The 19,657-nt window shown below is 36.9% G+C and carries 21 protein-coding genes and 2 tRNA genes; 18 read left to right on the forward strand and 5 right to left on the reverse strand.

What is annotated here, in order from left to right; genetic code table 11:
- Positions 1 to 189: 189 nt before the first annotated feature.
- A tRNA-Leu gene (locus AKG39_RS10445) sits at positions 190 to 276 on the forward strand.
- Positions 277 to 280: 4 nt separating this feature from the next.
- Positions 281 to 357: transfer RNA gene (locus AKG39_RS10450), tRNA-Lys, on the forward strand.
- A gap of 180 nt (positions 358 to 537) precedes the next feature.
- Here AKG39_RS10450 and AKG39_RS10455 read toward each other — a convergent pair.
- Positions 538 to 1,896 carry a sigma-54 interaction domain-containing protein gene (locus AKG39_RS10455; RefSeq protein ID WP_050740342.1) on the reverse strand — a complete coding sequence of 453 codons (1,359 nt, stop codon included), beginning with the start codon at positions 1,894 to 1,896 and terminating at the stop codon, positions 538 to 540.
- A gap of 17 nt (positions 1,897 to 1,913) precedes the next feature.
- A complete protein-coding gene (locus AKG39_RS10460) occupies positions 1,914 to 3,260 on the reverse strand; it encodes a sigma-54 interaction domain-containing protein (RefSeq protein ID WP_050740343.1) in 1,347 nt (448 codons plus the stop codon).
- A gap of 236 nt (positions 3,261 to 3,496) precedes the next feature.
- Between AKG39_RS10460 and AKG39_RS10470 the strand changes: the two genes are divergently transcribed.
- The 5 genes from AKG39_RS10470 to AKG39_RS10490 all read left to right on the forward strand — a co-directional run bounded on the left by AKG39_RS10470 (position 3,497) and on the right by AKG39_RS10490 (position 8,354).
- Positions 3,497 to 5,125, forward strand: a complete 1,629-nt coding sequence (locus AKG39_RS10470; RefSeq protein WP_050740345.1) for a BCCT family transporter — start codon at positions 3,497 to 3,499, stop codon at positions 5,123 to 5,125.
- Between the two features lie 86 nt (positions 5,126 to 5,211).
- The gene (locus tag AKG39_RS10475) at positions 5,212 to 6,606 is read left to right on the forward strand and encodes a trimethylamine methyltransferase family protein (RefSeq protein WP_050740346.1); all 1,395 of its coding nucleotides are present in this window, start codon (positions 5,212 to 5,214) and stop codon (positions 6,604 to 6,606) included.
- A gap of 143 nt (positions 6,607 to 6,749) precedes the next feature.
- Positions 6,750 to 7,037 (forward strand): BCCT family transporter, encoded by a 288-nt coding sequence (locus tag AKG39_RS10480; protein ID WP_050740347.1) that lies wholly within the window; start codon positions 6,750 to 6,752, stop codon positions 7,035 to 7,037.
- A 172-nt stretch (positions 7,038 to 7,209) separates the two neighbouring features.
- A complete protein-coding gene (locus AKG39_RS10485) occupies positions 7,210 to 8,082 on the forward strand; it encodes a DMT family transporter (protein WP_050740348.1) in 873 nt (290 codons plus the stop codon).
- Positions 8,083 to 8,084: 2 nt separating this feature from the next.
- Positions 8,085 to 8,354 (forward strand): YbaK/EbsC family protein, encoded by a 270-nt coding sequence (locus AKG39_RS10490; RefSeq protein WP_050740349.1) that lies wholly within the window; start codon positions 8,085 to 8,087, stop codon positions 8,352 to 8,354.
- A 174-nt stretch (positions 8,355 to 8,528) separates the two neighbouring features.
- Here the strand turns inward: AKG39_RS10490 and AKG39_RS10495 are convergent, their stop codons facing one another.
- Both AKG39_RS10495 and AKG39_RS19760 read right to left on the reverse strand, forming a co-directional pair.
- Positions 8,529 to 8,708 carry a hypothetical protein gene (locus AKG39_RS10495; protein ID WP_126981240.1) on the reverse strand — a complete coding sequence of 60 codons (180 nt, stop codon included), beginning with the start codon at positions 8,706 to 8,708 and terminating at the stop codon, positions 8,529 to 8,531.
- Positions 8,709 to 8,727: 19 nt separating this feature from the next.
- Positions 8,728 to 8,976, reverse strand: coding sequence for a trimethylamine methyltransferase family protein (locus tag AKG39_RS19760; protein WP_341408194.1), 249 nt, complete (start codon positions 8,974 to 8,976; stop codon positions 8,728 to 8,730).
- 959 nt (positions 8,977 to 9,935) lie between these two features.
- On the opposite strand from AKG39_RS19760, the gene AKG39_RS10500 reads away from it, so the two are divergent.
- From AKG39_RS10500 to AKG39_RS10535, 8 genes are read left to right on the forward strand one after another with little or no spacing between them, the layout of a single operon-like run.
- Complete coding sequence (locus AKG39_RS10500) at positions 9,936 to 10,172, forward strand: biotin/lipoyl-containing protein (protein ID WP_050740351.1); 237 nt, start codon at positions 9,936 to 9,938, stop codon at positions 10,170 to 10,172.
- An 8-nt stretch (positions 10,173 to 10,180) separates the two neighbouring features.
- The gene (locus AKG39_RS10505) at positions 10,181 to 10,882 is read left to right on the forward strand and encodes a 2-oxo acid dehydrogenase subunit E2 (protein WP_050740352.1); all 702 of its coding nucleotides are present in this window, start codon (positions 10,181 to 10,183) and stop codon (positions 10,880 to 10,882) included.
- A gap of 19 nt (positions 10,883 to 10,901) precedes the next feature.
- Complete coding sequence (locus tag AKG39_RS10510) at positions 10,902 to 11,894, forward strand: thiamine pyrophosphate-dependent dehydrogenase E1 component subunit alpha (protein WP_050740353.1); 993 nt, start codon at positions 10,902 to 10,904, stop codon at positions 11,892 to 11,894.
- Positions 11,894 to 12,874 (forward strand): alpha-ketoacid dehydrogenase subunit beta, encoded by a 981-nt coding sequence (locus AKG39_RS10515; RefSeq protein WP_050740354.1) that lies wholly within the window; start codon positions 11,894 to 11,896, stop codon positions 12,872 to 12,874. The genes AKG39_RS10510 and AKG39_RS10515 overlap by 1 nt, the downstream gene beginning before the upstream one ends.
- Positions 12,875 to 12,892: 18 nt before the next feature.
- Positions 12,893 to 13,705 (forward strand): SDR family NAD(P)-dependent oxidoreductase, encoded by an 813-nt coding sequence (locus AKG39_RS10520; protein WP_050740355.1) that lies wholly within the window; start codon positions 12,893 to 12,895, stop codon positions 13,703 to 13,705.
- Positions 13,706 to 13,726: 21 nt separating this feature from the next.
- Complete coding sequence (locus tag AKG39_RS10525) at positions 13,727 to 14,767, forward strand: zinc-dependent alcohol dehydrogenase (protein ID WP_050740356.1); 1,041 nt, start codon at positions 13,727 to 13,729, stop codon at positions 14,765 to 14,767.
- A gap of 60 nt (positions 14,768 to 14,827) precedes the next feature.
- Positions 14,828 to 16,168, forward strand: a complete 1,341-nt coding sequence (locus tag AKG39_RS10530) for an acetyl-CoA hydrolase/transferase family protein (protein WP_050740357.1) — start codon at positions 14,828 to 14,830, stop codon at positions 16,166 to 16,168.
- A gap of 39 nt (positions 16,169 to 16,207) precedes the next feature.
- Complete coding sequence (locus tag AKG39_RS10535) at positions 16,208 to 16,771, forward strand: hypothetical protein (RefSeq protein WP_160316171.1); 564 nt, start codon at positions 16,208 to 16,210, stop codon at positions 16,769 to 16,771.
- A 12-nt stretch (positions 16,772 to 16,783) separates the two neighbouring features.
- On the opposite strand, the gene AKG39_RS10540 is transcribed toward AKG39_RS10535, so the two are convergent.
- The gene (locus AKG39_RS10540) at positions 16,784 to 17,914 is read right to left on the reverse strand and encodes a response regulator transcription factor (protein ID WP_050740359.1); all 1,131 of its coding nucleotides are present in this window, start codon (positions 17,912 to 17,914) and stop codon (positions 16,784 to 16,786) included.
- A gap of 108 nt (positions 17,915 to 18,022) precedes the next feature.
- Between AKG39_RS10540 and AKG39_RS10545 the strand changes: the two genes are divergently transcribed.
- From AKG39_RS10545 to AKG39_RS10555, 3 genes are all read left to right on the forward strand, one after another.
- Positions 18,023 to 18,793, forward strand: a complete 771-nt coding sequence (locus tag AKG39_RS10545; protein ID WP_050740360.1) for an MBL fold metallo-hydrolase — start codon at positions 18,023 to 18,025, stop codon at positions 18,791 to 18,793.
- Between the two features lie 26 nt (positions 18,794 to 18,819).
- Complete coding sequence (locus tag AKG39_RS10550) at positions 18,820 to 19,101, forward strand: alpha/beta fold hydrolase (RefSeq protein WP_050740361.1); 282 nt, start codon at positions 18,820 to 18,822, stop codon at positions 19,099 to 19,101.
- Positions 19,094 to 19,657: (2Fe-2S)-binding protein (locus AKG39_RS10555; RefSeq protein WP_152912173.1), on the forward strand; the 564-nt coding region annotated here is incomplete at its 3' end. The genes AKG39_RS10550 and AKG39_RS10555, both read left to right, overlap by 8 nt.

A 19,657-nucleotide genomic window follows, 5' to 3' on the forward strand; every position in this document is an offset into this window, starting at 1 on the left:
ATATTTTCAAAAGAGATTTGACTTTTATTTTAGAATGTGTTATTATTTTTAACAGTGTCTTGTAAGAAAAATATTTGTATTTCGTCAAAGTGATGAAGCAATACAGTCGGAGAATCAAATGCCTTGATTTTACGTTAAATGTTTTGTTTTTGCATGGGCAATCAGTTTCAAAAGCTTAAAAATAATTTCGCCGAAGTGATGGAATTGGCAGACGTGACGGACTCAAAATCCGTTGTGAGAAATCACGTGCGGGTTCAAGTCCCGCCTTCGGCACCATTATGCTCCTTTAGCTCAGTTGGCTAGAGCACCTGACTCTTAATCAGGGTGTCCAGGGTTCGAATCCCTGAAGGGGCACCAAATTTAAACTCACAAAAACCGCTTTGCAGAGCCATCTGCGAAGCGGTTTTTTTCATTTTTCTAAAAAAATGTGATTTTTTTCTGATTTTGAAGTAAATTTTTCATTATTAAGTGAAAGGGTGTTACAATTTTACTTGATCACGTTAAGCGGAACTTTTCACAGTAGGGATTTCAAAAAAATCAGGTGAAACAATTATATGGACCATAAGTCTTTATCAGCCGATAAGCTGTTGGCTGGGATATGCCCAGCTCACGGGCAACAGCAGCGGAGGTTTTGTTTTTTTTACACGCAGATTGAATGACTACCGCTTTAACTTGATCAATCAAATCGTCAAACGAAAAACTACTTTCAATTGGTTCATCGATCTCCTCTCGGATTTCCATCGGAATAATATTTTCATATATAATGGGTCCCTCAGTCAGCACACACATCCGTTTAACAACATTTTTAAGTTCTCGCACATTTCCAGGCCATTGATAATGGGAAAGAGCCTCTAATGTTAGAGGATGAAATAATTTATTAGTATTGTTCTTTAAATTGTAATCTTTAAGAAAAAAAAGTGCTAATATAACAATATCAGACTTGCGCTCTCTTAAAGGTGGAATGGTTTCTATAAAAGAATTAATACGCCAATAAAGGTCGTTTCGAAATGTTTGCTCTTTTATACATTCCAAAAGATTTTTATTAGTTGCCGAGATTATTCGAACATTTACTTTTATAGGTTCATTTCCGCCAATGGGAACAAAAGTACTATTTTCTAAAACGTGAAGCAGTTTAACTTGCAAATCTAAAGGCATATCACCTATTTCATCTAAAAAAATAGTACCACCATCTGCGCGTTGAAAAAGGCCGTTTTTTCCTTTGTGATTTGCACCGGTAAAGGCACCCGGAGCATAGCCGAATAGTTCGCTTTCAAGCAATTCAGCTGGAATAGCTCCGCAATTAATAGACATAAAGGCAGCGTTACATCGATTGCTGCGGTTATGAATATATTCAGCAATCATTGTTTTACCCGTTCCGCTTTCCCCTAAAAGTAAAATAGCAATATCATAGCGTGAAATTCGTTCTAATTGGATAAGCGGATATAAAAACTCATGACTGCGACCAATAATATCGCGATTTTTTTTATTTTTCACGCGCAAGTGTGGTTTTTTTATTTGAGCATCACCATCAAAATTTTTAATAACCCTTTGAATGATAATAATATAATAAGCCGGACTTTTATTTTTTTTGCAGGTAATTATCGGGGTAACGATGCTGCTTGAAAACCCTTCGTCAAGGGGTTTATCATGCTGATAAATGATAGTGTGAAGGCATTCTTTTGCCTGCAGAATACCCATGTTGAAAAACACCATTAATTCTTTAAGGCCAAATTTTTGTAAACAGATACTGCCTTCTGGATTGGAATAGATCAATTGATTGTCTGATTTGATAACAAAAATAGGTAGGCCAAGATGGTCCAATACTCGTTTAAAGTAGTTATCATCAATAGCATTAAGATATTGATCATACTCATCATTATGTGGAAAATTAATCATTCTTTTGCCTCCAAGATTTAGTTGCCATATTGCTTTATCATTCGGTATGCGCGTCCTTGTGAAATGTTTAATGCCTGTGCTACTCCATTTATTGTGCCGTGCAAAGTATAGGCGGCCATAATTATTACTTTTTCGGCTTGTTTAATAATTTCGTTATACGTATAATAATATTTTTTATCTTTGATATTGAAATGATAAACTTCTTTCGGTATATGATTCTCAAAAATAATATTTCCTCCGGTGAGAATATAGATACGTTCTATGGCGTTTTTGAGTTCACGGATATTTCCTGGCCAATGGTACATCGCTAATATCACCAATGTCTGTGGATAAAAAACTTTTTTCGTCTGATATTTTCTATTTTGTTTATCAAGATAATATTGTGCAAGCGGGATAATATCTTCTTGTCGTTTCCGTAAAGGTGGGATTACAGTGCAAAAGGCGTTAATACGCCAATAAAGATCTTCACGGAAAGTTTTTATTGCGATACATTTCTTTAAATCTTTATTGGTTGCCGTAATAATACGAACATTTGAATGAATCGGTACAGTACTTCCAATGGGCATAAATTTTCCATCTTCCAATACATGAAGAATTTTAACCTGCAAATCAATGGGTAAATCACCGATTTCATCCAAAAAGAGCGTTCCACCTTCAGCTAATTCAAAAAGCCCCTTTTTTCCTTTTGTATTAGCCCCGGTAAAAGATCCAGAGGTATAACCAAATAATTCACTTTCAAGAAGATTAGATGGAATAGCACCACAATTAATGGAGCGGAAAGGTTTATCCTGTCGGTAACTATAGTTATGAATATACTCTGCGATATATGTTTTACCGGTACCGCTTTCACCTAGTAGAAGAATTGGCATATCCGAATCTGCTATTTTTTCCAGGTCCTTAATTAGGGCGCAAAAAAAATGATTTTTTCCGATAAGATCAGTTTGGAGGTTTGACAACTCCTTTCGACTATCAGAATTGATACTCAAATCTTTTTTTAAAAAGTCTTCCTGAATAATCTGTACCATGAATTCGACGCGATTAGAAGAATCATTCTTCATAACAGGCGTATTAATAGTAGTATTACAATTATTGGTGATGAGATTTAATTGATTATAAAAAACAGTTCGCTTTTCTTTCATAAGTTGCTTGTAAGCCGGTGGAAAAACAATGCCTTCCCAAAATCCCCACTCGGGATAAGTGTTTATTAAGTAATGAGGCATTACACCATAGTGACGTATCATCGCAGGATTTGTGTAAGTTGTTCTTCCAGACTCATCATTAACAAAGACACATAAAAAAAGATTCTCTAGAATATCTAAATAGAAATGTTCCGGAAGTGTATCTGAATTGATTTTATTTTTCATATAAGCCTCCTTTTTCATCATTATAAACAATTTCACAGAATAAAACAAGAAAGTATTCAAAAATGATATTAAACACCTGAAATTCGTTGTCGATAGTTGTCGTTATTGAATAAAAGTTAAGGAAGGTATGATAAAAACCCTTTATTAAAGCCATTTTAAACTTTGGCATGAATATTGCTTTAATAAATGATATCGAACATGTGCACGATGTAAGAAATAATAAAGGAGACAAACAAATGGAAAAGAAAGAACGTTTTTTTAACATTATTAATAAACGTATATTTTTCCCACCGGCTATTGCATTGGTGATTTTCGTTTTTATTGGAATTCTGTTCCCCGAACAGTTTGGAGCAGCTGCAAATGCTGCATTGAATTTTGTATTTAAGTATTTTAGTTGGTTCTTGGTCCCCGTTGTAGTTGTAATGTTAGGTTTTTGTTTATGGGCTGGATTCAGTAAATATGGTAACATCCGATTAGGAGGTCCAGATGCTAAACCTACAATGAGTAAGGCTGTTTGGTTTGCCATTGCGCTAACCTCGGGGATAGGTGTTGGAATAACGTTCTATGGCGTTTATGAACCGGTCCTTTTTTCAATGACCCCACCTGATTTTTTAAGCGTTATTCCAATGTCGGAAGCCGCAATTTTTTCAGCAATGCAATTCACATTTTTACATTGGGGTTTACACCCTTATGCCGTTTACACAACCGCCGGTTTGATTATTGTTTTTATGTTTTATAATGGCAAACAACCATTTCGCTGTAGTTCAGCATTATATCCTCTTTTAGGAAAAAAAGCATATAAAGGTATTGGCGATGCAGTAGACTCACTCTTTGTATTTGCAGTTATTGGAGGAACCGCGACATCATTAGGTTTGGCTGTATTGCTCATAGCACGAGGATTAGAGTACTTGTATGGAATTCCAAGTAATGCCGTGTCCTGGTTAGCTATTCTATTAGCCGTCGCAGGTATTTGTGTCTTAGCGGCAACTACTGGTGTTTCTAAGGGAATTGCTTTTCTTGGAAATACAAATACAATATTATATATTTTCGTTCTGATATTTGCATTTATTGCAGTTGATCCCTTAAAAGTTACTGAATTATTGTTTTCGTCTGTTGGAGAGTATTTTCAAAATTTTATCCATCTATCTTTATATTTGGAACCGATTGAACGAACGGGTTGGATTTCAAGTTGGAATGTCTTTTACAATACTTGGTGGCTAGCTGTTGCACCGCTAGTTGGTTTGTTCTTTGTCAAATTAGCATACGGTCGTACTATTCGAGAATTTGTAACCGTTAATCTCTTTGCCCCTGTGATCTTTTCATTCCTTTGGTTTGGTTTATTTGGTGGTGGCAGCATCATTATGGATAAATTCCACGGCGGTACCATAGGCGTACTTATTGCAAAAATTGGTTCAGATATGTCTTTGTATGCATTCTTTGAACAATTTCCATTTAGCCGAATTATGAATTTTATTGCATTAGTCGTTGTTATACTATCCATTATTACATTAGTTCAAGCAATTATGGTTGCAGTAGCACAAATGACATGCAAGTCCACCGAAGATACAACCGGCGATGTTACACCTCCCAAAATTAGTATTGTCTTCTGGGGAGTAGCAATGTTACTCATTGCATATGCTTTGTTAATTTCTGGTGGTATCAGCGCACTGCAAACTGCTTGTGTCGTCTGCGGTTTGCCTGTAGCTATCATCTTCTGTTTTGGAATGGTTGCATATGTTAAATCTATGCATAACCTAAAAGATTTTGATTCCTATAGTAACGGCGATTTGTCAATCTATATGAAAAATGAAAACACAGTACTTAAAGAGGACGTTCCAATGGTTACTTATTCAGATGAAAGTTAACCGCTCAGCAAAAGAGGATTTGCAATAGTTTACCCTTTCTGTACTATTAAGTTTATTATTAAATCACAAATAAAAAGGAGTACAAAATGAAGATTAAGTATGATTTCGCAACACAGGAAGAATTGGAATTGATTCATGAAAAAACCCTCTATTTATTAAAAAATACTGGTGTTATTTTCTTTGGAGAAGAAGCACGCGAAATATTCAAACAACATGGGGCCCGTGTCGAAGGCGAAACTGTTTTTTTAGAAGAAACTTTAATTACCCAGGGATTATCCACTGTTATTCAAAAATTTGAGTGGTTTGGCAGAGATTCCATCGTTACAATTGGAGATGGTTCCACTATACATGCACCCGCTTATGGTCCGATGTATGTATACGAAAATGACGAATTTCATTACCCAACACCTTTGGATTTTTCAAATTTCCATAAATTGGATGCCACTAGTAAGGTAATCAGTGTCGGCAGTCCTAACATTATGGATTTGCCTTCGATTGATCCCAAAATACGTTCTAATTATGCAATGGCAACGACCCTAATGCATCATACTAAACCTGTTTTAGGGATTGTCGATGGCGGTAAAAAAGCGGCTGAATGTATTAAAATGACCCGTGAATTTTATGATATTCATGATAAAAGTGTTGTCTGTGGTTTGGTTGATGCGGCATCGCCATTTGTCTATTCCCAGGCAATGTCTGAAGCACTTGTCGAATACGCTAAAGAAGGTCAAATTATTGTGTTTACAGGTACCGGTATGAGTGGCCTGACGACACCTGATACCATCGCATCTTCAATATTGGCTGTCAATGTTGCAATGCTTGCCGGAATTATTTTGGCACAACTGATTAGACCAGGAACCCCAGTAGTTTACGGCAATCAAGGTTTCGGTTCAGATTTACGACACAGCTCATTAACGGTTGGCAGTCCTGAAGATGCGTTAGTTTCACATACCATAAAAGCGATTGGTGATTTTTATCATTTACCTGTTAGAACGGGTGGTTGTGTGTCTGATGCAAAAGACATCGATATGCAAGCCGGTATTGAATCATTCACATCATGCTTTGCCACTTTGTCTGCTCATACTGATTTAATGTTCCATACCTGTGGAATCATGGATGCATACAATGGATTAAGTTATGATAAGTATATTTATGATGAAGAAGTTACGGAAACAGTATATCGCTTTATCAAAGGGTACGAAGTTAATGAAAAAACATTAATGACAGATGCACTAGAAAAAGTAGGACCTGGCGGAAACTTTATTGCGCGAACATCAAAAGCATATCGAAATGATTATTATCTTCCTAACGTTCCAAACCGTGAATCACATGGTAATTGGATTGCCTCAGGCAAACCAAGTATTAAAGATAATACAAAAAAAATATATCAGGAACGATTAGCAAATTATGAGCTTCCAGAGTTAAATGCAGCACAAAAGAAAATTCTAGAAACATATATCCCTAAAGAATTCATGAAATAGTAAATTCAAAGGACTTATTCAATATTAATTGAATAAGTCCTTCTTTCAAAATATCGTTAGGCGTTTGCGTTTGCGAAACTCAATAAACGCTTTGTTTATAACTAAAACACATAACAAACAATTTTTTTTTGAGGAGAAAGATTATGTCAAAAAGATTACGGATTGTCCCAATTTTAATACCGTTCGTTTTATTGGGAGCGACTCTTCTCATGGGCTTTATTTGGCCGAAGCAGTTTACCCCTTTTATGACAAGTATATTTATCGCATTAATGTCCAACGCCGGCTGGATGGTTTCCATTGGGGTGCTTATATTTGTGGGGTGTATGGTATTATTGTTTATTCACCCATTTGGAAGTATCAAATTTGGCGGTAAAAATGCGATGCCGAAATATAAGACCAGGATTTGGTGGGCCATTTCATTATATTCATAAAAAATGGTTTAATTTCGATAAAAAATAACATAATTCACAGCAATATTTACATAAAAGTGATAGTGCTGTTTTTTTCAAATTCAGTTTCGAGATAGGCACTATACATTAATTGAAACAGTAAATTAACAAAATATTATTTTGAAAGCGGTCTGATATGAAGAAGGGTTTTATTATGGCTATGTTGGGAGCATCGGCATATGGGGTTCTACCAACTTGCACTAAAATGTTACTAAATTTAGGCATGAACAGTACCTCCCTGATTTTTTATCGATTTATTTTTGTAGCACTTGTTATGGGGATCTATCTTGTAGTTGCCCAAAAATTAGTGCGACCTTCCCTAAGACAATTAAGGGATTTATGTATTTTTGGAATCGTCGGCTATGGCGGGACTATTTATTTGCTGACAGAGTCTTATCGTTATTTACCAATGGGTCAGGCCACGATGATCTATTTCACATATCCGGTATTTGTAACGATGGTAATGGTTAGTGTTTATAAAGAAAAACTATCTTCCTATAAAATAATAGCTTTAGCTTCGGCCCTTTTAGGATTGGTTTTCCTTGGGAATTTAAATGTTTCATTCAATTTCACAGGAATCATTTTGGCAATAGGTTCAGGTATGGCTTTTGGCCTTTATTTGTTGGGCCTTGATAAAAGCAGCTATAAAAGTATGGATGCCGAGGTGCTCATCTTTTATCTGGCACTTGTAAACATTGCATTTTTTGGAACTCAGGGAATCATTTCGGGATCTTTAATGTGGCTGCCAAAAGAAGGCCTACTGTTTATATTTGGCGCGGTTGTTTTAACCATCATATCAATAATGATGATTACCGGTGCGATCAGAAATATTGGTCCTGTTAATACCTCTATTATTTGTGTTTTTGAGCCGGTAGTCACACTGATATGCGGGATTGTTATTTTCAAAGAAACAATAAACCTGAGTATTCTTGTGGGAAGTATTTTGATGATTATATCTTTATTTTTGGTGGCCTGGGAAGGAATCGCGTTAAAAAAGAAAAATAAATTCGAATTAACTGGAGAATAGATATGGAAAAAAATGAGATGAGAGTGCAAGAGGTTTTAGTTGAGTTATTAATAGACTACGAAATCATTAATCATCCACCAGTTTTCAATTGTGATGAGATGATTTCATATATGAAGGGTATTGGGGGAGCCCATTGCAAGAATTTATTTTTGCGAAATAAAAAAGGAAACCGGCATATTTTGGTTATCCTGGTAGAATCTAAAAATAAGCAACTTTATGACTCGATAATTTTCCACATCGAAACTGTTAAAATAAAAAAAACTTTGAATTGATCAAACTAATAACTTTGAACTAAAATTATGATAACGATATGATGTCTCTATCAGATAGAATAAATTCTCCGGAGTTCTTTAATTACACTGACAGATAGCTGATTTTAGCGTTGCCTATTTTAGTATTGAAAGGTGGATCAGACTAAAATTGTGAAATCTTCTTCTTTTAAATATTCATGCTGGCAGGATGTTAATATTTTTGTTATCTGGCAAATATTGATTGAGGATATCCTTTTGTTTGTTAATGACAACACTGCTTTGTGTTAATTTCAGGAAGTTGATTACGTCTGAAAGCATGGCTTCACGAACGACACCACCTTCATGAAGCATTTTTGGCGGACTAAAAGCTCCCACTGTTGCAGGAGGATGAATTTCACCAATTTTGACACTGCCGCCCCGTGAAAACTTCAATTTCTTGAGGTATTGTAGACAGTGCTTTATTTAATAGTTCTTCACTGAAGTATACTGTATTACCTTCGACTCTGGCACCATGCTTTTTAAAAAGCTCTAAAGCAGTTTCATGTTCGACAATGACACCAACTTCGTTCATAACTTTTAAGGTATATTCATGATTGAAAAATATTTTCGGAAGATATTGATATCGCTCTCTTAGCTGAAGGATTAACCAGCAGTGCGATTAAAATCAATTAAAAAAGACCGAAAATATAATGGGCATAGGCTTTGAAAAAAGTTCGTTTGAGGATGGAATAAAAAGTGGCAATTATCGATATACACAACATCATTATCATTCTGTGTTTTCAGGCAATTTGGAAGAGTTGCATCCCAAATATACGATTTGAACTGATCAAAGAAAAAATAGAATCAATAGTTGGTGTATTGGCGGCAGCGGATTTATAAATTTAAAATCCCTAATGGCACCAGGCACATTACATGTACACCATGAATAAAAAATATTAGCTTATAACAACGTTTAAGAAACTAAAATAAAAAGAGGCAATCCAATTTCCTATCAGCAGGTCGGGATCAAACTATTTGTAAAATCAAATACCATGTAGGGATGATTATAAAAAGAAAATACTTTGTTTTTAACAACTGCACCCAAACGGCACCCGATATAATGAGACACTAATATAAAGGAAAAAGCCGTTAACTCTTAATCAGGGTGTCCAGGCTTCGAATCCCTGAAGAGGCACCAAATTTTAAATCACAAAAACCGCTTTGCAGAGCCATCTGCGAAGCGGTTTTTTTCATGTGTATTTTTGATTATTTTTATTGATAATTTACTGTGTAGCTCTGTGTCGGTTCTAGAACTACACCTGAATAATGGAGAAAATGGTTTGCTATTTCTTGAATATACACTTCGTGTCCGCGTGGAATTTTCTTTTTATTATGGGCGAAGGTCTTATCCTAAAACTCTATGTAGATTAAGAAAGATAATGTTTGAAAATCAGTGATTATTAAGTATGGGTAAAGAATGAGCAAAAGATGAGCAAAGGATGATAAGTACTAAAAAAGTAGTATATTTTTAATAATTTAACCATCTTCCGGAAGGATGTTTGAAAACGTTTGTAGTGTTAAGATTTTATTGTCATAATGATCAATCAAATTTTAGGAGGAAAAATGATGGTAGAAGTACAAGTTCCTATGATAGGACAGTCCGGGATGGATGTAAAAATTGAAGTATGGTTAGCAGAAGAAGGTGCACATATTGAAAAAGGAGAGCCTCTATATGAACTTTCCAACGAAAAACTAAATCAGGAGATTGAAAGCCCAGCAACCGGCATTTTGGTTAAAATTTTAGTGCCGGAAGGTGAAACAGTGGCTGTTGGCGACATACTTGCACATATTGAAGAATAGGAGAAGACATGACAGATTCAAAAAGAGTAAAAGAAAGTTATAAAATTTCCGGCACCCGTAAATTCATCGGGAAGAAAATGACAGAGAGCCTTAGAGATTATCCTCAGGGGTCGGGCTCTATTTATTTTCCAGTAGATGCAGTGCTTGACCTAAAAGATGAGCTAAAGGCTCAAAATCCCAAAGTCAGCGTTACTTCCATATTTGTCAAACTTGCTGCGGAAGCTCTAAAAGAACACCCATTGATAAATTCAGCATTGATAGGTGATGAATTCTTTATTTATGATTCCATCAATATTGCTGTGGGTATTGGTTTGCCGGATGGCATTATGATGGTTGTGGTTAAAGAGGCACAAGATAAAGATATTTTCCAAATTTCGGATGAGCTTCAGGATATGATTGCAAAATTGAAAACAAAAAAATTGGGAATGGAAGATATGATGGGTTCTACTTACACCATCAGTAATATGGGGATGCTTGAAATAGATCAGGTGACACCCTTTTTGAATCCACCGGAAACAGGCATCATGGCCATCGGGACAACAAAAAAACAGTTGGTTGTGAATGATGATGACACGACAAGCATTAAACGAATGGCATGTTTCAGTGTGACAATTAATCACGCAGCAATTGATGGATTTCATAGTGGCCTGTATTTAAAAACATTTAAGAAACATTTACTAGACCCTAAATCCTTTATGGGGCTGAAATAAAATTAATGGAGGTAAAATTATGAACTTTTCAAATGAAGAACTACTGGAAATGTATTCGGATATTGTGAAATCAAGAGTACTCGGTGAGAAAATCGTCGAGTACATTTACAGTGGCAAAATTGCCGGTGCGATCCATCCGTGTTTAGGACAGGAAGCTGTAAGTGCTGGTATTCTGACAGCATTTAAAAAGTCGGACATTAAAACTTTTGGAACCGAAACGCATCGCGCCCAGACAGTCATGGCTCATCGCGTTGGTTGGAAACCATTTATTGCGGAATTACTTGGCCGCACCGGTGGCTGTAATGACGGAATATCCGGAGAATATCATATTCATGACCTCAAAAATGGTCAGCTCCCGGCCGCCGGTGCACTCGGTGGTACCTGGGCTGAAATTTCAGGTTTTGCCTGGGCGCTTAAAAATGATGGCAAAAAGCGACAAATTGGTTTTGCGCCATACGGAGACGGTGCCATTAGTCAAGGGGCAACCTATGAAGCAATGAACATTGCCGCCCTTTTTCAATTGCCGGTTTTGTTTTTTATCGAAAACAATGGGATTGCTATGTCGACACCAGTGGAAAAACAGTCTCCATTAGAAAACCTTGCCGATAGAGCAGCCGCATTTAATATGCAAGGGGTTACCGTTGATGGCGATGATCCTGTCGCAGTCGCTGAAGCAGTTCTAAACGGTATGGAATTAGCCGCTAATAATGAACCAAACGTGGTGGAAGTAAAAACAATGCGTTGGGAAGGTCATTATGTGGGGGACCCGCAGAAATATCGTGATTTGAGTTATAAAAATGATTTAGATTCTATTTGTCCGGTCATTCGTTTTGAAAAACGCCTGAAGGCATTGGGAATTCTGGATGATGAAACAATAAAGGCAGTCAGAGAAGCACAGACAAAAGAAATTGTTGATGGATTTGATGAAGGATTAGTTCAAAATGTTGCAACAAAAGAACAAGTTCTGGATTACAGCAGGGTTTATTCAAATAATGCCGGAGGTGAACTATAATGTCAGAAATGTCAGTTATGAAGGCTCTGAATCTTGCCATGTTTGAAGAAATGGCTTCAGATGAAAAAGTTATATGTATTGGGGAAGATCTCGGCAAACAAGGCGGTTGCTGGGGAACATTTACCGGATTACAAGATAAATTCGGGATCAATCGCGTGTTGGAATTTCCGATTTTAGAAGCTGGTTATACATTATTCTCTGTTGGGGCCGCATTAGGTGGCTATCGACCGATTGTTGAATATATGTTTGCCGATTTTGTAACATTGGGATTTGAAGGCATCGTTGATATTGCCGCTAAGATTCATTTCAATTCCGGTGGCGTCGATAGTTGCCCTGTAACGTTTGTATTGCCTCAGGGTGGTGGTGGAAAGAGTGGCGCCCATCATTCGCAAAGTGTTGAAGCCTGGTTTGCAAATGTACCGGGACTTAAAATTGTGGCCCCAACAACACCAGCGGATATTAGAGCTTATTATCGTGCTGCGATTCGAGATGATGATCCGACATTATTTATTTACCAGCGCGCCACAATGGGTTTGACCGGAGAGGTTCCCGATGTCCTGGACGAAGTGCCGTCTTTAGCAAAAGCTGGAAAAGTTGTCAAGACAGGTGCTGATTTAACCATTGTTGCCTATCATAGAGCTTTAGTGAATGTTATGGCCGCTGCAGCGATAGTCGAAGAAGAAACCGGAAAAACAATTGAGATTATTGATCCAAGAGTCTTAATTCCCTTTGATAAAGAATGTGTCTTTGATTCGGTTAAAAAGACCGGCCGTTTAATGGTTGCCCATGAAGCGCCTGAAAGAGGTGGATTTGGAGCACAGATTGTCTCTTGGGTTGTCGAAAATTGCATGAACGAATTAGAAGCAGCGCCAGTTCGTGTCGCCGGGGTGAATTCAATCATACCCTTTGGAGATTTAGAAAAGTATTTATACCCATCCGTTGAAGATATGAAAGCAGGGATTTTGAAAGCACTAATATAAATTAGGGGGATAAAAAGTATGGCAATTAAATTTGAGCTTTCTGAAAAAACGGCGGTCGTTACAGGGGCTGCAAAAGGTATCGGTGCAGCGATTGCTGTAATGTTGGCTGATTCCGGAGCAAATGTCGTTATCGTTGATATGGATGTTGAAAATGGCGAGAAAATGGCGTCGATGCTTAAAGAAAAAGGGGTTAAAGCCATTTTTCGAAAAGTTGATATTAGTGATGAAAATGCGGTTGATGCTTTTGCAAAAGAGATATTAGTCGAATTTAGTAAGATTGAAATCCTTGTCAATTGTGCCGGTATTGGACCAAAAGATATAGGACCGCCATTTTTAAAAATATCTTCAGAGGATGTAAAACGGGTTTTTAATGTCAATACCGTCGGCATGCTTAATATGTGCCGATCGTTTTATAGTAATTTCTATACCCAAAGAAGTGGCCGGATTATTAACATTACTTCAATTGCAGCATTTCTTCAGGTGCCTTTGATGCCACAATATGGTGCCTCTAAGGCAGCAACCATCAGTTTTTCTAATTCCCTGGCAAAAGAAATGGGAAGTTTTAATGTGACTGTCAATTGTGTCAATCCGGGATTTATTAAGACGGCTATTTATTCGGATGCATTGGACTTTAAGAAAGCCGTGCCGGGAGCCTTTGAAGATTGCAGCACAAGCGCCGAGGTTGTTGAAAAAATGGCGTCAGGATCGGCTTTGAAGCGTACACAGACCCCGGAAGATATTGCTTATGCTGTGTTGTTTTTAGCATCGGATGAAGCAAAGAATATCACGGGACAATGCTTAAATGTTGATTCGGGAATTGTATATCGTTAATTTGAAAGGTGAGGATAAAAAATGAAAGCTGTTCAAAAATTAGAACATGGCGTGGGTTATCTGGGATGTGTCGAGGTTGAAGAACCAAAAACAAGGCCAGGTAGCGTTAAAATTAAAGTAGAATACTGTGGAATTTGTGGTTCTGATTTACATATTGTTGGTGGCTTTGAAACACCGACATCGCCACTTCCCATCCCCTTTACCATGGGTCATGAATATAGCGGAACGATTGCAGAAATTGGTGAAGGGGTAACCCAGTTTAAAGTTTCTGATCGTGTCACAGGTATTGTAACTAAAGGTTTCTGTGGAAAATGCAGGTCATGTTTAATGGGGGATATTAGCAGATGCCAGGATGCCCTCAATATTGGGTATGAATGTGATGGCGCAATGGCCGAATACATTTGTATGCCTGAAGGAGCAATTTTTAAATTACCGGATAATGTTAGTTTTGAAGAGGGTGCGCTGGTTGAACCTGCTGCCGTTGCTGCTCACGCTGTTTTAGAAAACGTTGACATCAAACCAACGGATACGGTTGTCGTTATGGGTGCTGGTCCGATCGGATTACTGGTACTTCAATTTGTCAAAGCCTGTGGCGCAAAGACAATTTTAGTGGATATATCTGCCGCCCAAGCGCGCTTGAAATTAGGTGAAAAATTAGGCGCGGATTATACTTTTGAAAATGACAAATGCGACGCAATCAAGGAAGTGCGTGCCCTGACTTTTGGAAAAGGCGCTGATTTTGTTTTTGAATGCACTGGTGCAGACATCGTTATTACACAATCAATCATGATGACGAAACGGGCCGGAACAATTGTTGAATTAGCACTTACCAGTGTCGAAGGCAGCAATATAAAAGCCTATATTGTGGCAGTAATGCAAAATATAAGAATCCAGTTTTCATTTGGACATAACCTTGGGTCATGGCAAAAAACTCTGCAAATGATGGCGGATGGCAGGATTAATACCAAAGATTTAGCAACGCATAAATTTAAATTTGAAGATTTTAATGAAGCATTTGAATGTAACGATGCGAATAAAATAAAAGTATTATTGCATCCATAATGCCATTACCGGTGCGGTAATGAAAAGGATTACTGCACCATTATTATTTGAGAGGCGAAAATGAACTATAGAGAATTATTAAAAAAGAAAACAATCACGATTGAAGAAGCAGTAGGAAAGATCAGTAATGGCGCTACAATTTATACCTATGGCATAGCGGAGCCAATGGCGTATATGGATCAATTTCATTTATTAAAAGATCACGGCGTAAAAGGGGTTACTCATATTAATTTATTAAACCTGAAACCCTATGATTTTTATTCGGATGAAACATATGATGGCATTCTTAATCACGTCAGTGGGTTTTATGGGAATTTTATGAGAGATCCGGCGCAAACAAAAATGACGACCTTTTATCCAAATCATCTCAGTAAAAGCGGCTCTGACCGATTATATTATCATGAGGTCACCGGAAAACCAGTGAGTATCTTCACCCTGTCAGTGAGTCCGATGGATAAGCATGGTTACTTCAGTACCGGTCCAATCTGCGTGGCCAGTCCGGATTACTTAAAAAAAGCAGATTTGGTCATTTTAGAAATAAATGAAAATATCCCCCGTACCTTTGGGGATACCCAGGTTCATATATCTGACGTTGACTATGTTTTGTATGGTAACAACGAGGTGATTTATCTTCCGTGCCGTGGGGCCGTATCTAGTGACGAAGACATTTTAATTGGCAAACATATTGCAGATATGATTGACAATGGTTCGACGCTTCAGTTGGGCATTGGTGGTATCCCAAATGCCGTGGCAATGGCGCTGAAAGACAAAAAAGATTTAGGCGTACATACTGAAATGCTGAATGATGGTCTCGTTCAATTGTATCAGGAAGGTATCGTCACCAATCGATGCAAAACACTTTTCCAAGATAAAATGGTCACCTCATTTACATTTGGCACCAAGGAGACATATGATTTTATCGATGACAATGTTGGTGTCCTGCATATCAATGTCAGAGACAGTAATTCGCCTTTTGAATTAGCTAAAAACCATAAAATGGTATCGGTTAACACGACCCTTCAAGTTGATTTATTCGGCCAATGTTCTTCGGAAGCTATAGGTACAAGGCATATAAGTGGTACCGGTGGTCAGGTTGAGACAGCTCAAGGGGCAAAAATGTCGAAAGACGGGAAATCATTTATAGCATTGCATTCAACTGCAAATGTAAAAAATTCAAGTGGTGAAAGAGTCATGAAATCGACGATTGTCGACGTTCATCCAGAAGGTACGGTCATTACCTTGTCGAGGGCAGATGTTGATTATGTTGTCACTGAATATGGTGTTGCCGCATTAAGAGGAACGTCACTAATTGAACGGGTAAAAGCGTTGATTAATATAGCCCATCCAGACTTTAGGGATGAACTTGAAGAAAATGCAGAAAAACGCGGCATCGTGAGATAACGAAAAGCAAGGATCGATTCATTGATGTTCGAAAAGAAAGTGTTTACAAATTTAAAAAATAAAGAAGAGAAGGTGTTTGAAATGGAAACTAAGCCAGCAGTTAAATCGGTTAATGAAAGAGTTAAAGAGGGCATTATCCTGAGTATTATCCTAACCATTGCAATATTTACATTTTCAATGGTTAGCGGCAGGTTAGGATTAGTGAATGTATGGGCCGGTTGTATGTTCTTTTGGTATTGGGCAAATGTTGATCACTTCAAAATGGACCATATTGTCGAAAATATCGTTGGTTCATTAGTTGGTATTTTGTTATGTTTTGGTCTTTACTATGTGCTGCACAATTATGGCATGTCTGTTTTTGAAATAGCAATGATTGCAGTATTATTAGTTGTTCTATTCTTTTGTATTACAGAGTTTTTACCGATTATTCTTAATAAAGCGACATTTCTGTTCATAACTGTTCTAACCGCGCATCAATTTTTAACAGAATGCAACTATTTGGATTTGCTGATTTCCTACGCATTTGGTGCTGTTTGGTTTATGATCATACTTGGTCTGGCATTTAAAGTATTGGGTGCGCTTGCGGTTAAAAAAACAGCCTAAAAAGGCTTATTGTCAGCTAAAATATTTGTCATTATTTTCAAAAATAGTTAATTTTCGAATTTTCCTGATCGCTTCTGAACGCGTGGATACATTAAGCTTATTGAAAATATTTCGGACATGTGATTTAACGGTAGAAACGCTGATATAAAGGGTTTCTGAGATTTGTAGATTACTTGCACCATCAACAAAGAGAGCTAGTATCTCACTTTCTCTCTTTGTCAGATTGTATTCTTCGACAAGGCGATTATCGATATCATTTCCTTGTCGATTTTCTTCAATTTTCCTTATGGTGAAGTAATAAAAAGTTTCAATATATTCATTCTGATTTATTTGGGGGGGAAAAACCGTTACTAAAAAACCGTTGGTTTTAATAATGGAATTCACTTTTAATTTGTCAATGGTCATTTCATTTGTCGATTCAACCAGATCGATCAGATTATAAACGATTTCATTGATATTTGACTTACTGAATAAAAAAGCAGTATAGTTGAGAAATGTTTTATTAAAATTAACAACAGATTTATTTTTATTTAAAATAACAAAACCAAATGAAGTCAGATCGAATAAAAGACTGGTCAGAAAAACCTTATCAGCTTGAGCAGTATATTTTCGATATAGATTTAGAGACTCATGAAATGATTTTCCAATTTGAGACAATAATTCCTGTTCTTTGAGGGTGAAGTTTTCTTCATTTTTAGTTTTGAAAATACTGATAATATGCATGGGGGGATGCGCAGCATCACTCGCTCCTAAAATTGCTTGGTAGGCAATGTCGTTTTTCATTAACGATTTTCCATATGACGATTTTAAAAATTCGTCATAGCAAAGATCATTAGTAGTATAAACATATTTGAATTTGTTCGCATTGCGTAGGGTATCAATTTTATTATAAAAGGGATCATCCTCGTAAAAACTTTCTTTATAGTGCTTCAGAATATTTGGACGTAAATATAGGCTTTCCAATTTTGATAAGGAACGTTGTCCATCCGGATTTACATCAAAAACAGCATAGGCAGTAAGCTTCAAATCAAAAAAATCGCTTAATGCCGTCAGTGTTCGGTTGATAAAGTCGGAATAGTCTTTATTTATAAAAATGTAAAAGTTCAATATTTTTTCATAATCTTCAATAGTTAATAGAGACAAAATACTGTACCACCTTTAAAATCTAATTTTCAAAGCAATTTAAACGTTAACATTATTATATAACAAAAAAATACTAGAAAGCAAGAGAATTTACGATTAGGAGAGCAGATGAAAAAAAACGAAATTATCATAACCTATTTATCAAATACCGGTTTTATGTTAACTGACGGACAAACAAAAATTCTGGTTGATGGTGTTCATACTGAACAAGCCCTCAATTTCAGTCCCATCCCCGAGAAAATTATTAATAAAATTATTAATGGCGTGGAAGAGTTCAGTGATATTGATTTTTTGATTTTCACACATGTGCATAAAGATCACTGTGATTTAAAAAAGCTTTGTGAAATAAGCAATCCGAATATCAAAATAATATTACCAGAACTTGATGAAAATAACAAAAGTTATATGAAAGAAGCATTGGATTTTTTGCCAAATCCAATTTCCTATTTGAATTCCGGATATGGTGAAGTGACTGTTATTGAAGCTGGAAATATTAAAATTAAGGCAGCAAGAACATACCACGATGGGATCAAATATCATAATACAGTTAATCACTTTAGCTATTTAATCAGTGCTGCAGATCAGCAGATCCTTTTTATGGGAGATGCCGAATCTGGTAATTCGACTATTATTGATTGGTTGAGAAATGAAACGATTGATACGGTTTGTATAAATTTTACAGAAATTAGCCAGGAAAAAGGTCGCGCTTTTATCAGTGAAGTAGTTAATCCTCAGTTGGTCATTGCCTGTCATATTCCATTACAACAACATGACAAATTCCACTACAGAGAAAGGGCCGTGGAGAATGTCAGTAAATATAGTGGCTCACTGACAAAGGTTCATGTGTGTTTAGAAATAATGGAAACGATTTTTATATGAGCAGTATAAAAAAGGAGATAAGAATTATGAATAATGAAGTAAAAATGACCACTATTTCAGCAAACGAAATGGATTTTACGTGTCGAACCTGTGGACTGGATAGTAAGGGTGAATTGGTCATCTTATTACATGGTTTCCCTCAAAGTTCTGTTATTTGGGAGAATATTATTAAGAGACTGGCAGACAAAGGGTATCGCTGTCTTGCCGCTAATCAACGTGGTTACAGTGAGGGTGCACGACCAATTGGGATGGAGAATTATACCACAAGAAAATTAACTTCAGAATTGATGAGGAGAAAAAATGTCTAAAAGAAAAATGATGTTGTTGATTAATGGAGCAGAACGGATGCTGGTTTGTGATCATGAGTCAGATACGCTGTCTGATGTTTTAAGGCGGATTGGTTTGACAGGCACCAAGGTTGGCTGTGGAACCGGCCAGTGCGGCGCGTGTTCAGTGATCCTTGATGGTAAAGTTATTCGCTCCTGCACAAAAAAGATGAAAAATATTGAAGACGGCAGTGAAATTACGACAATTGAAGGAATTGGGTCACCAACAAACCTACATCCTCTCCAGCTGGCCTGGATTGTTTATGGCGGTGTACAATGTGGATTTTGCACACCCGGATTCATCGTTTCGGCGAAAGGTCTGCTTGATACCAACCATAATCCGACAAGACAGGAAGTACGGGACTGGTTCCAAAAGTATCGTAATGCGTGTCGTTGTACCGGATATGTACCACTCGTTGATGCAGTAATGGCGGCTGCCAAAGTAATGCGTGGTGAAATGACCATGGCAGAGCTAAGTTTTGATATTCCTGAAGATGGCAGAATCTATAACACAAGATATCCAAGACCAGCGGCTTTG

The sequence above is a fragment of the Acetobacterium bakii genome, from assembly GCF_001263355.1.
GTDB lineage: Bacteria > Bacillota > Clostridia > Eubacteriales > Eubacteriaceae > Acetobacterium > Acetobacterium bakii.